The organism is Liquorilactobacillus vini DSM 20605 (genome assembly GCF_000255495.1).
In the GTDB taxonomy this organism is placed as follows: domain Bacteria; phylum Bacillota; class Bacilli; order Lactobacillales; family Lactobacillaceae; genus Liquorilactobacillus; species Liquorilactobacillus vini.
The window spans coordinates 1-12,975 of the sequence record NZ_AHYZ01000175.1; the positions used below are offsets into that span (position 1 = coordinate 1).

The 12,975-nt window shown below is 35.1% G+C and carries 9 protein-coding genes and 1 pseudogene; 1 reads left to right on the forward strand and 9 read right to left on the reverse strand.

The window, feature by feature from the left end; translation table 11 throughout:
- Window positions 1–87: 87 nt before the first annotated feature.
- The 9 genes and pseudogenes from ON15_RS09510 to ON15_RS09555 all read right to left on the reverse strand — a co-directional run bounded on the left by ON15_RS09510 (window position 88) and on the right by ON15_RS09555 (window position 10,491).
- Window positions 88–1,266, reverse strand: a complete 1,179-nt coding sequence (locus ON15_RS09510; protein ID WP_010581260.1) for an IS256 family transposase — start codon at window positions 1,264–1,266, stop codon at window positions 88–90.
- A 955-nt stretch (window positions 1,267–2,221) separates the two neighbouring features.
- On the reverse strand, window positions 2,222–4,291 hold the full coding sequence (locus tag ON15_RS09515) for an LTA synthase family protein (RefSeq protein ID WP_010581261.1): 2,070 nt from the start codon (window positions 4,289–4,291) through the stop codon (window positions 2,222–2,224).
- A 79-nt stretch (window positions 4,292–4,370) separates the two neighbouring features.
- Window positions 4,371–4,598 carry a YkuJ family protein gene (locus ON15_RS09520; RefSeq protein ID WP_010581262.1) on the reverse strand — a complete coding sequence of 76 codons (228 nt, stop codon included), beginning with the start codon at window positions 4,596–4,598 and terminating at the stop codon, window positions 4,371–4,373.
- 114 nt (window positions 4,599–4,712) lie between these two features.
- Window positions 4,713–5,738 carry a lysylphosphatidylglycerol synthase transmembrane domain-containing protein gene (locus ON15_RS09525; protein ID WP_010581263.1) on the reverse strand — a complete coding sequence of 342 codons (1,026 nt, stop codon included), beginning with the start codon at window positions 5,736–5,738 and terminating at the stop codon, window positions 4,713–4,715.
- Window positions 5,735–6,763, reverse strand: coding sequence for a glycosyltransferase family 4 protein (locus ON15_RS09530; RefSeq protein ID WP_010581264.1), 1,029 nt, complete (start codon window positions 6,761–6,763; stop codon window positions 5,735–5,737). The genes ON15_RS09525 and ON15_RS09530 overlap by 4 nt, the downstream gene beginning before the upstream one ends.
- Window positions 6,764–6,784: 21 nt before the next feature.
- A complete protein-coding gene (locus ON15_RS09535; RefSeq protein ID WP_010581265.1) occupies window positions 6,785–7,966 on the reverse strand; it encodes a glycosyltransferase family 4 protein in 1,182 nt (393 codons plus the stop codon).
- A 187-nt stretch (window positions 7,967–8,153) separates the two neighbouring features.
- A pseudogene (ptsP, locus tag ON15_RS09540) lies at window positions 8,154–9,879 on the reverse strand (phosphoenolpyruvate--protein phosphotransferase).
- Complete coding sequence (locus ON15_RS09550; RefSeq protein ID WP_010581266.1) at window positions 9,879–10,145, reverse strand: phosphocarrier protein HPr; 267 nt, start codon at window positions 10,143–10,145, stop codon at window positions 9,879–9,881. Before ON15_RS09550 ends, ptsP begins: the two are co-directional and overlap by 1 nt.
- Window positions 10,146–10,299: 154 nt before the next feature.
- Window positions 10,300–10,491: a hypothetical protein gene (locus ON15_RS09555; RefSeq protein WP_010581267.1), complete on the reverse strand. Its 192-nt coding sequence runs from the start codon at window positions 10,489–10,491 to the stop codon at window positions 10,300–10,302.
- Between the two features lie 177 nt (window positions 10,492–10,668).
- On the opposite strand from ON15_RS09555, the gene ON15_RS09560 reads away from it, so the two are divergent.
- Window positions 10,669–12,852 carry an ATP-dependent Clp protease ATP-binding subunit gene (locus ON15_RS09560; protein ID WP_010581268.1) on the forward strand — a complete coding sequence of 728 codons (2,184 nt, stop codon included), beginning with the start codon at window positions 10,669–10,671 and terminating at the stop codon, window positions 12,850–12,852.
- The last annotated feature ends 123 nt before the right edge of the window (window positions 12,853–12,975 follow it).

Here is a 12,975-nt window from a genome sequence, read left to right on the forward strand (position 1 = left end):
GCATTGAGTCTTCAGGTCAAGATCTTTTTATGGGAGTGTCAAGAAGTTTGTGTAAATGAAAATCCCTTTCCCCGGCAAAATAAAGTATTAATTGAAAAGTGATTCTAATGTATCTTTGATTTGACCAAATCCGCGATGGCTACGATTGAAGTACTTTTCGTTATAGCTTATGACTTGAACTCCAGTGAAATTGTCTAAAGATTTTTCGTTTGGAAATTGTTCCTTTGGTTTGGTCTTGCGTTTAATTCTTTTGTTCAGTGATTCTAAGATATTGGTTGAATAAATTGTTGGTCGAATGGCAGGAGGAAAATTCAAGAAAGCTAGTAGTTCATTTTCAATGGATTTAAGTTGCTGGATCAGATTGGAATACGATTTCCCCCATGCACCATAAAAATCATTTAAGATCTTGTGTGCTGCAGTTACATCGGTCGCTGAATGCAATTTTTTAAAATCATTTAAGATTGCTTCACGATCTTTTAAACGCACATGCGAACCAATATTACGCATAACATGTACTAGGCATCTTTGGAATTTGGCTTTCGGAAAAGCGTGTAATAATGCCGGCTGCAGACCAACCATTCCATCTGCGATGATCAACTGGACTTGCTTTAATCCTCGTTGTTTAAGATCTTCTGCCATTTCTGACCAAACTCCTGCATTTTCACTTGAAGCGATTCGATAATCAAGAACTTCTTTGATGCCGACAGGTGTAATACCTAAAGCAATATAGACTGCCTCTTTTTGAACTGAATCACGGCGTAGAGGTAGGTAAATTGCATCTAAGAAAAGACAAACATAGTTTGCCTTAATAGCTCGTTGATGAAAAGCTTCAATCTGTTTTGTTACCTGAGCAGTGATATTAGAAACAGTAGTAGGTGAATAATAAGAGCCATACATTTTTTCAATCAAATCTGCAATTTCACGGGTCGTAACGCCCTTGGAATAAAGCTGAATGATTGTTGTTTCTAAAGCGTCTTGACGACGAGAATAGGCTGGAAGCAGGTGGTTATGAAAATGGCCTTTACGGTCACGCGGCACAGCAATCTTCAACTTACCATATTCAGAGTCAATTAAGCGATAATACTGGCCATTGCGAGAATTTCCCGAATTAAAGCCGCAGCGGTCATAAGGATCATAACCAAGCAAAGCTGTTAGTTCAGCTTGCAAGATTCGATTAATAGCTGTTTCGAGTTGTTGACGAAAAAGTTCTTTAACATCGCCATTTGATAATAGAGTTTTGGTTAAATCTTTGGTAAACTGGTCCATGGGGAATCCCTCCGTTTTGGTTTAGTTTGACGATTTAATCATACGGGGAAGGGATTCCCTTTTTAATAGGATTTTATTCATTTACACAAACTATTTTATACTCTCCTTTTTATTAACTCAGTAAAATAAATCATATCGTTAATATTATATTAATCATCAAACCTCAACGCTAATTCTCTAGCTATGAATCTACAAATGTTAGGACCAAGTTATATCAGAAAACTTTTGATTAATTAACTACAAGCAGCATTCAACCTATCAATTCAAAAAGGACGTTGCAAATTTTTAATGTCAAAAGCAAAATGGATCAAATAAGAATAAATTTCATTAATGTTATTAGTAAATGCCAGTAACATTAATTTGATAAATATCCCAGTTGTTTTTTAAAGGCTTTTACTGCTAGAAACCCGCTAATTCACCTCTTAGTTTCATTCAACATTATTTAACAGCTTTAATGGTACTGCAACTGATCAACTGTTCATTAAGAATTTTCAAACCAGCCTTTTTGACATCAGTATAAATGACCTAGCAGTGCTAAGCGTTAATTGATTGCTTCGTGATCAGATTTATTGGCTAACTTATCTCCACAAATTCTAAACATATTGCCGAATTTTTCGAAACATAGACATAGTTAGTTATGAAGATACTGCCACATATATTTCTAATTAATGATACATCTCCCACCACATTTAATCCGATATTAAGTAAACAGATCATCGAGCACTTGCTTATTAAAAACACGTAGGAGGCGAGGCACACCACCGTACGTACAGTTTTTATACGGCGGTTTAATAATTTAAGCATTCTAGATTTGCTGAAGAGTTTTGAACATATTTGGGTTCCGACTACTACGGCCCACAGCAAACTTGCACCGCCTAGTTATCACCCATGACGGGCGCACTAAAAAAGCAAATTGTTGGTCCTATCGGCATATCAAACAATTTGCTTTTTAAATTTATTTAAGTTCTGGCGCATCTGTTTTAAATAAGTCAACAGTTGATTTCCCGCCATCTTCCATAATTAAACTAGTTTTCTTCTTTTGTTGGGCTTTCTTTAAGTTTTCCAATGTTGCATTATATTTATAATTATAATCTGATTTATTAACTTTCTGGAAGCCGCTTGGTGTATAGAAACGCAACAAGTCTCCAGTTATAATTTTGTCAGATAAAGAAAGTACTTTATCAGTCCTAGCTTGCATAGCATCAACTTGCTTTTTTTCACTTGTAGTCAAACTATTGACTACGTTTCCTTGATTATCATAAACAGTGCTGCCAATTTTACTATAAGTTGGTGAAACAAAATCCCCATCTCTAAATGCCACTGTTTGATTACGATTTGTTGCTAATAAATCCTGGCCCAGTTGAATGTAATCATTATCTTTAATTCCTAAAAGATCCATCAACGTTGGCATAACATCAATTTCGCCACCGTACGTATGATCAATGCCACCTTTTAAACCATTTAAATGAATCATGAAAGGTACTTTCTGGAACATTGCTAAATCATAACTTGAAACAGACTTTTTACCCAATAACTGAGCAATTGCTTTCTTATGATTATTAGAAATCCCATAATGATCACCATAAACAACGATCATCGAATTATTATATAAACCAGTTCTCTTAAGATATTGGATAAATTCCCCAAAAGCTTGGTCTAAATAGTGAGCTGTCTGAACGTAGCCGTCAACCGTCTGATCACCTGTTTTGGTCTTAGGAATTGTTTGATTTTGCTTATCTAATTCATAAGGATAATGATTAGTTAAAGTAATAAGCTTCGCATAAAATGGCTGTGGCAGCTGCTGCAAATATTGAACTGCCTCTTTCAAGAAAATCTTATCCTTCAAGCCATAGCCGATACTATAATTTGTCTTATCCTTATAAAAATTCTCATCGAAGAAATACTGATACCCCCACGACTTATAGGTATTATCGCGATTCCAAAAACTACCAACATCTCCATGGAAAGCAGCAGTGGTATATCCCTTTTGATCCAAAATTGCTGGCAAAGCTTGGAAAGTATTCGAAGTACCATAAGTGGTCATAACTGATCCTGTTGGTAAACCAAAAAGAGAATTTTCTAACATCGTTTCAGCATCAGAAGTTTTTCCTTGACCAACTTGATTGAAAAAGTTATCAAACGATAAAGTATTTTGGTTATGATAAAATTTATTAATATTTGGGGTCACTTCTTTACCATCGACCTTGTAGTCAATTAAAAACTGCTGAAAACTTTCTAGATGAAAGATAAAAACATTTTTGCCTTGCGCCTTGCCAAAATAACTAACATTGTCTCCAACCCGATTAGTCTTCAAAAAATTAAGAACGCTATTTAAATCTGTACTGCTAGCATTAGCCCGGGTAGAATTCTCACGATAAGTTTGATAAGCATTATATCCAGCATAAAAATTTATTCCCAAATACTTAACAATATAATTATTGTCAAATGTTCTAGTAAGTAATTGCGGACGGTCTTTTTCGGCAAATGAAAGATTAATTCCAAATAAAGCAACTGCAATCAGGCTAACCGACGTTGCCCACAAAAATTTGGGCCTACTCATGTCAATCTTGATTACCTTGAAAACCAACAAACCAATCAACACTAAAAAATCAATAAAAACTAGAAAATCTGTCGGGTGGATAATTTCCATAATGCTTAAGCCCAAATGATTAGAAACTGAACCCGATGATTTCATAATACCTAAAGACAAAAAATCAGAAAATTCACGATAATACAAAATATTGGCAAATAGCCAAAGCGACCCTAAAAAATCAATCAACATTAACAGCCAATATGATTTACGGCCCTTAAAATACAGCGCTATTCCCAATAAAAGCAAAGCGAATGGGAGTGGATTAAAAAATAAGATAATCTGCTGCATAAAATCACTAATGCCTAAATTAAATTTAGTCAAATAAATAATATAGGTTTTGATCCAAAATGAAATTAAGACCAGCAGGAAAAAGCCCTTTTTGGTATTGAAAAAATTTTTAAACTTAACTTTATAATTATTTTGATCTGCCATTTTATTACTACTCCCTAAAGACTTGATCAGTCTCCAAAATGAGTTCATTTATTCTCCTCCAAATTTTAATTCGAATGACTTAATCAGCCAATAAATCATATATTTCCATGGCCACTAAATCAACATCATCAAATTCAAAGACTTGTTGGTTTTTATTCTCATTTAATTTAAAAGTCTTACTTTCGGAATCATAATTTACCATAGCTACTTGTTGGCCATTTTTTTCAAATCGCCGACTTTCACCGTCCCCAGCAGTTATCATTGATTCTAATCTTGAAATAATTGCTGCAAGTTTTGATGCTGCCATAATTTTCTTCCTTCCATCCTTAAACTTATTAAGTTCCATTTCCGTCTATTCTAGCAAATTTTTAAAAGTAGTCCAATTAAAAATGCTTCTTTTATAAACAACTTATGACACTTTTTACTGACTTTTATTTGACTCAACTTTGTGTGGTGAAATTAACAGTGCAATCAAGCCCAAAACAACTCCTAAATAATAAGTCAACAAACGCCATAATAACATAGCTAAAACTAATTTGCTTGGATTAGAAATAAAACTCGAAAAAATCGTTGAAAAGCTATATTCAGCACCACCTGAACCACCAGGAATTGGAAAAAGCGAAATTATCATTACAATCAAGATATGTAATGTTGTGACCAAAACTAAGCTGACATTTTTTTGACCAAGTGCCAATAAAATAAAATAAGGGACAACATAATAGAAAATAAGCTGAATTAACGTCAATCCCCCAATTTTTAACAGTAAGTTAAAGTCACCTTTTAAGCGCAGGCTTTCTTGATAAAAGTTTTCAATTTTTTCATCAATCACTAGCTCCCATCTGGTGATTCTTTCTTTCTTTATAAATCGTTTAACTGGATAAAAGGAAATTTTTACCATTTTTTTAGTGAATGAATACCAATACATTACTAATAACAAACCAATAATAACTCCAAAATGGATTAAAAATCCGAACAAAAACAAAAATGATAAAGCATGCATTTTATCAGCAACGTAATGAAAGCCAATGAATAAAGCAAAAATAAAATTGATAACGATCATTGACTGATAAACAACGAACTTCATCAACAAAACTGATGTTGCTCGCCCAGCATCAACTCCTGACTGAACTAAAGCAAATAACTGAGCCGGTTGCCCTCCAGATGAAAATGGCGTTATACCATTAAAAAGCTGTTCAATTAAGGGAACACGTATTGCATCAAGCCATGGAAAATTCATTGTTTCGCGATGCAATAACATTTTAACTACAACTGCTTCCATCATGAAAGAAGCTAGCATGCTGATCAAAGCAACTATTAACCAGCCCCACTTTAACTTGATCAAATCACTAACTAACGCTTTTAAGGAGATTGATCGTAACGAAAAGTACGTGATAATTACGCCAATTAACAGCATCATCACCAGCACAATTTTATTTTTCCTGGTCATAAATTATTCAGCTCACTTTGCGAACGATAAAATTCCAGCCATTTTTTCGCCAAACGATCTTCCGAATATTCCTCAGCAATGGTTAAAGATAATCTTCGCTGTTGATCCCTCAGTTGCTGATTATTAGCCAAATTAACAAGCAATTGCTGAAAATCCTTGATTGTTTCACCAGCTAAATATTTGCTGTCCAGTATCGAACGATATAATTTTAAATTTCTAACAATAATTGGCAATCCACAACTTGCTGCTTCCAAAATACTCATTGGAAAAAGTTCATTAAACGAAGGCAAAAAAAAGGCATCTGCTGCATTATAAAATTCTCCTAGTGCATTTCGCTCAACTATTCCTGGAAATTTTAAATTAATTGGTGGATCGACAACATATTTTTTTAATTCACGATAGCCATCAGTAATTTTTCCAAAAGAAAATCCGCCTGCCCACACAAAATAAAAATCCGGCAGCAACTGGGCAAGTTTGATAAAATCTAAGACGCCTTTTCTTTCCTGAATTTGACCAACTCCAATAATCGTAAATTTGTCGACAGGCAATCCTAACTTTTTTCGCAATTCATTTTTTTTAAAATAGTCAATTTGATGAAAATTTTTTTTCGCAACAAAATTAGGAATATAAGTTACCTTTTTTTTATCAATTCCATAGGCGGCTAATTGTTCAATAAATGATGGATTAACTACCACTAGTTGGTCCATTCGCCGATAAAAACTAATAACATAATGATAAAAAATCCACTTAAATGGCTGTAGAATCTTTAAGCTTCCTTCAAGAGTCTCCGGTAAAAAATGGACATAACCAATTTTCCTTCCACGACCAGGAAAAAAAGTCGACAAATAAAATTGCGGATCAATCGTATGATAATGGCTGATATCTGCTTTACCAAAATTATTGATTGAAACTTTAATATCTTGAGGAAAATATTTTTTCAATAATCCTATCAATTCTAGATATGCACTACCAACACCTTGGCCTTTCACCTTAGTTGCCGAAGAAAACATATGAACATCTAACATTCCCTAAACTCCTTTTGCCTGCTATCCAACTTCACTTGAATGATTGGCTTCTTTTGCTTTTTCATACATGACCTGACAATCCTGATAGAAATTCAAAACCCGTTTTCCAAAATCATCTGCTGAAATTTTAGCCAACTTGGGAGTTAATTTTGTTTGACTGATTGGTTTTTTTGACATTTTTAAATATTTGACGATTAACTCCGGTAATGTGGATAAATTATCAAAAACAACACCAAAATCTTGATCATTTAATAGTTGATCAGTGTACGGGCTATGGGTCGTTACTACCCGTAAACCTGAAGCCAACGCCTCAATATAAGTCAAGCCTTGTGATTCCGAAACAGATGTTGAAACAAAAAGATTCGCTGCATGATAATAATCAGCAACTTGTTCATTTGAAATTTCACCGGTAAAAATTACATGGCTTTGCATTTTCAACTTATTAACCTGCTTCTCTAAATCTTCTCTTGCTGGACCATCGCCCACAATCATTAAAAGAAGCTTTGGTTCTTTTGCACAAGCTCTTGGTAAAGCAGCAATCAAACGATCAATATCTTTTTCATAAGCTAATCGACTTAAAGTTAAAATTAATGGCCGCTGAGATGAAATTTGATACTTTTTTCGCACATCGATTCTAACTGGTGCTTGAAATTTTTGTAAGCTGACTCCTGTTGGAATAACTGTAATCGGTGATTTAATACCATATCCCTCAAGGGTTGTTAAAACGCGGTCACTGGGTGCAATAATACCTGTCATATGATAACAAAATGAACGTGACATTTCCTTAACATGCCGCGGTTTTAGCAATTTCCCGCGAGCTACGTAATGTAAATAGTCCTCATACATTGTATGATACGTATGAAGGCAAGGAATTCCCAAATTTTTGGCAACAAATTTGCCAATCCATCCCATCGAAAACTCTGTTTGTGTATGAACAATATCTAATTGCAATTCCTTAGCAACTTGATAAGCACGAAACAACCCTCTGATAGCAATCCTTCGATCAGTGAATGAAATAAATGGAATACTTGTAAATCTAAAAATGTTTTTCTCGTACTCCCCAGAAGGTATCTTAGGATCAGTCGTCGTAAAAATATAAACATGATTTCCTCTGCTTTCCAACTGATCCTTCAAAGTCTTGATGGAGGTAGCCACGCCGCTAACCTGCGGATAATACGTATCTGTAAAAATCCCGATATTCACGAGCATCCTCCTTAACTAAATAATCAAATTAATTATATGTTTTGTAATAAAGTTATGCAAATATTCTAAAGAAGTATCTTAAAAAAGAGATAAAATCTTAACAAATAAGACAAGTTAATGCTACAAAAAAACTCATGATCATCGAGTAGTTCCCTTTGATCATGAGAAAGAATCAAATACTCTTAAATTAATACTTGACAACTTTTTTAACTAGCTCAACAACTTCTTCCGTTGTTTCACAATCAGTTACCGCTTTTGCAGCCAATTGTTTCATTTGTGCTGTGTCAAGTTTCTTCATTAAACTTCTAGTCTTCAAAATTGAAGTTGCACTCATAGAGAATTCATCAAGTCCCAAACCAAGCAATAACGGTACTGCTACTTGATCTCCAGCCATCTCACCACACATCCCGGTCCATTTACCTTCAGCATGTGATGAATCAATAACTTTCTTTATCAAACGCAAAAGAGATGGATTATACGGCTGATATAAATATGAAACTCTTTCATTTCCACGATCAGCAGCCATTGAATACTGAATTAAATCATTAGTTCCAATGCTGAAGAAATCGGAATACTTAGCCAATTTATCAGCTATCATCGCTGCAGCAGGAATTTCCATCATCATACCAACTTCAATATCATCTGCCACCGAAACTCCAGCTTTGATCAGTTTAGCTCTTTCTTCTTCGTAAATTGCCTTAGCAGCTTTAAATTCTTTAACCGTTGCAATCATTGGAAACATTATAGCTAGTTTTCCATAATGAGATGCTCTTAATAAAGCACGCAACTGAGTTCGAAAGATATCCTGACGCTTCAAACTAATTCGAATTGCCCGAAAGCCCAGGAACGGATTCATTTCTTTTGGCAAAGGTAAATATGATAACTCTTTGTCCCCGCCAATATCCATCGTCCGAACAACAACTTGTTTGCCATTCATACCTTCAACAGCCTGTTTATAAGCTTCAAATTGTTCATCCTCAGTTGGTAATTCACTAGAGTCCATGTATAAGAACTCTGAACGGAATAAGCCAACTGCTTCTGCCCCGTTATCATTAGCTCCTTTAACATCTTTAGGAGTACCAATATTAGCACCAATGATAACCTTTTGTCCGTCAGCAGTAACCGAAGCTGCTGTCTTCAATCGCTTCCATTCCGCTTTTTGTTTAGCAAAATCATCAGCTTTTTTCAGATACTCACTAACTTCTGTTTCGCTAGGATCAACCAAAGCTTCACCAGCAATACCATCTAAAACAATTTCCTGACCATCCTTAATTTCAGTTGTTGCAGAATTTGATCCCACAACCGCAGGTATTTCAAGTGTCCTTGACATGATTGCTGAATGTGATGTTCTGCCACCAATATCAGTAATGAATCCCTTAACATATTTTCGATCAAGTTGAGCTGTATCTGAAGGAGTCAAATCATGAGCAACTATGACTACTTTTTCATTAATCAATGCCGGATTAGGTAACTTAACGCCTAACAAATGAGCCATCACCCGTTTGCAAACATCTCTAATATCTCCTGCTCTTTCCTGCATATAATGATTATCAGTCATATTTTCAAAGATCTTAATAAATTGATCAGCAACATCTTGCAACGCTTTTTCGGCATTAACATGATCATTCTTGATCTCATTTTTAATGTTGCCAAAGAACTCAGGATCAGCCAAAATAGTTAAATGTGCCTCAAAAACAGCTGCTTCATCAGCCCCTAAATTTTCAACGGCTTTCTCTTTAATAATTTCAAGCTCAGCTTTTGAATCAGCAACTGCATCATCTAATCGCTTTAATTCTTTTTCTAAATCGTCTAACTTTTTTTTCTTGGAAAGTCAAGTCAGGCTGCACAAGTAAATAAGCTTTGGCAACCGCAATGCCATCACTTGCAGCAATTCCCTTGAGTACTTTCGTCATTATTCAGCAAGTCCTTCCTTTTTCATTGCATCACTAATTGCAGCTAGAGCATCTGTTTCATCTTCGCCATCAGCAGTAATGGTAACATCAGCATTTTGACCAACGCCTAGTGACATCACACCCATGATTGACTTAAGATTTACAGATTTGTCATTAAAAGTCAAAGTAATATCTGAATTATATTTGCTAGCTGCTTGTACGAGCAGTGTTGCTGGCCGTGCATGAATACCTGTTTCTGCAATAATATGAAAGTTTTTCTTTTCCATTTAAATCAAGCTCCTTTTGATATAAGTTGATAGAAAATTTAATGTCATCAAAAACTAATAATGAAAAAATTCAAAAAACGTTTTCATTAAAAGATGACACAATCTCCCTACTGACATAAATCTTAGCATGAAATAAAAGTCAAGACAATAGTTTTTATTTATTATTGTCCTTGTAATAATAAATGACTGTTCCTTTTGGCTGTGCTCTTCCAATAATTCTTTTTCTTTGTCGAAAGTTCATCAAAATTGGTTGAAATTTCATAAATTCCTCCGGCTCAATTTTTAAAAACTTGACTTTCTTGTTAACTAACTCTTCTAATAAAGAATTGTAGTCTTTCTCATTCATTTTTATGATTCACCAGCTTTTTAAATTACATTAATACTTATATTATCACTAAAGGATTTGATTGGCTAAGGTGTTCTTACTTGCTCTTTTTTTCAGATGTAGTATACTACTCGGTGAAAGGTCAAAGATAGTCAAACGGTTTTTGACCAAGTTAATTATGAAAGGTCGTGCAATGCGATGCTATGTCAAAACTGTCATAAAAATCCAGCAACAATTCACCTAACGACCAATATCAACGGTCGACAGACTTCCGTAGACTTGTGTCAAAACTGTTACCGGAAGTTTAAGGAAAGTACTCAACAATACGGGCCACAAGCAATGATGCAAGATCCTTTTGGTTTTGGCAGCTTGGACGATATTTTTCAAGCAATGAGTGGCGGCAATTATGCTACTGCGTCACGGCAGTTCCAACAACCACAAGCTGCCCGCGGTGGTAATAATAATCGCGGTGGCGGAATTCTCAGCCAATACGGGCTTGATCTCACTGACGAGGCTAAGAAAAATCGAATTGACCCAGTAATTGGAAGAGACAAAGAAATTTCGAGAGTTGTTGAGATTTTAAATCGTCGGACCAAAAACAACCCGGTTCTGATTGGCGAAGCTGGCGTTGGTAAAACAGCAGTTGTTGAAGGCTTAGCCCAAAAAATCGTTAATGGCGATGTCCCTCAAAAGTTGCTTAATAAACATATTATTCGTTTAGATGTCGTTTCTTTAGTTCAAGGCACCGGTATCCGAGGACAATTTGAGCAACGTTTGCAGCAATTAATGAATGAGGTCAAAAATCAACCAAACGTCATTTTATTTATTGATGAAATTCACGAAATTGTTGGCGCAGGAAATGCTGAAGGTGGTATGGATGCTGGCAACGTTTTGAAACCGGCACTTGCTCGCGGTGAGTTACAATTAATTGGAGCAACCACCCTTAATGAATATCGAAAAATTGAAAAAGACGCTGCTTTAGCTAGACGTTTTCAACCCGTTCAAGTCAATGAACCCAGCGTGGCAGAAACCATTCAAATTCTAGAAGGAATTCAAACTAAGTATGAAAAATATCATCATGTCAAATATACGCCTTCAGCCATTAAAGCTGCCGTAGAACTTTCAAATCGTTACGTACAAGATCGCTTTTTACCGGATAAAGCAATCGACCTGCTCGATGAAGCTGGTTCTAGAAAGAATTTGACCATTCAAGCCATTGATCCGAAGGTTATTGAGCAAAAAATTGCAACTGCTGAAAAGCAAAAACAGGCGGCACTTAAAAGCGAAGATTATGAAAAAGCTGCTTATTACCGTGACCAAGTTAATAAATTCAACCAAATTCGCGAAAATAAAGCGGAACAAACTGATACGCCAACTGTTACTGAAAAAGATATGGAAAAAATTATTGAAGAAAAAACCAGTATTCCTGTTGGTGAATTGAAGCGTAAAGAACAACAACAGCTAAAAAGTTTAGCGGACTCACTTAAACAACATGTAATCGGTCAAGATCAAGCAGTCGATAAAATTGCTCGTGCAATTCGCAGAAATCGCATTGGCTTTAATAAATCTGGTCGACCGATTGGCTCATTTCTCTTTGTTGGCCCAACTGGAGTCGGCAAAACTGAAACAGCTAAACAGTTAGCCCAGGAACTGTTTGGAACAACTGATGCCATGATTCGCTTTGACATGAGTGAATACATGGAAAAACATTCAGTTTCTAAATTAATTGGTTCACCCCCAGGCTATGTTGGTTATGAAGAAGCTGGACAATTAACTGAAAAGGTAAGGCGACATCCATATAGCTTGATTCTCTTAGATGAAATTGAAAAAGCTCATCCAGATGTGATGCATATGTTCTTGCAAATTCTTGATGACGGTCGTTTGACTGATTCACAAGGTCGAACCGTCAGTTTTAAGGATACAATTATTATCATGACTTCTAATGCTGGTAGTGGTGACGCAGTCGCAAATGTTGGATTTGCTGCTGCAGCTTCTGGAAAAACTCATTCAGTAATTGGCTCATTAACTAATTATTTTAAGCCAGAATTTTTAAATCGCTTTGATGACATTGTTGAATTTAATTCACTAACCAAAGAGAATCTGATGAAAATTGTATCTTTGATGCTTGTTGATGTAAATAAAATGCTTAAAGATCAAAACATTACTTTGAATGTTAGTGAATCTGTAAAGGAAAAATTAGTTGATTTAGGTTATGACCCGAAAATGGGAGCTCGTCCTTTAAGAAGAACTATTCAAGAACAAATTGAAGACAAAATTGCTGATTTTTACCTAGAACATCCAGGAATCAAGCAACTAGCTGCTAATTTAAAGGACAATCAAATTATCATCACTCAAGCAACAGCTTCATCTAATGACAAGTAGATAATCCAACTTTTAATTCAAAATATTAAAAAAAGATTCGCTCAAGTTATACCTCGAGTGAATCTTTTTTCTAATTATTTCAAAATCACTTACGAATACAAAATTTTAAAAATCATTTAACTA